The 297-nt window shown below is 30.0% G+C and carries 1 pseudogene; it reads left to right on the top strand.

The window, feature by feature from the left end:
* Nucleotides 1–128: 128 nt before the first annotated feature.
* Nucleotides 129–297: pseudogene (locus BU804_RS06305) on the top strand (IS982 family transposase); the annotation flags it as partial.

Genomic DNA, 297 nt, shown 5'->3' with positions numbered 1-297 from the left:
ACCTGAATTTTGAATTTATCTCTTTGATAATAAATAAGAAGAATAAAATTTAAATGACAAAGGACCTCTGCATCATTTAAAACATTTGTTTTCCCAAGCTAATGTTTAATATGACATGAGAGGTCAAAATGGATTTAATCGAATTATATTGTAGTGTAGATGATTTTTGGAAGTCTTTTGAGCAGAAATGGAATAAACAGTTAATTGATCATGGCAAAACAAAGCGAGGACCTCAACCTGAACTATCGATACCAGAGATGATGACAATCGTCATTTTATTTCATCAATCAAATTATC

The organism is Candidatus Protochlamydia sp. W-9, from assembly GCF_001950615.1.
GTDB lineage: Bacteria > Chlamydiota > Chlamydiia > Chlamydiales > Parachlamydiaceae > Protochlamydia > Protochlamydia amoebophila.
This window is presented reverse-complemented; position numbering and strand designations above follow the sequence as displayed.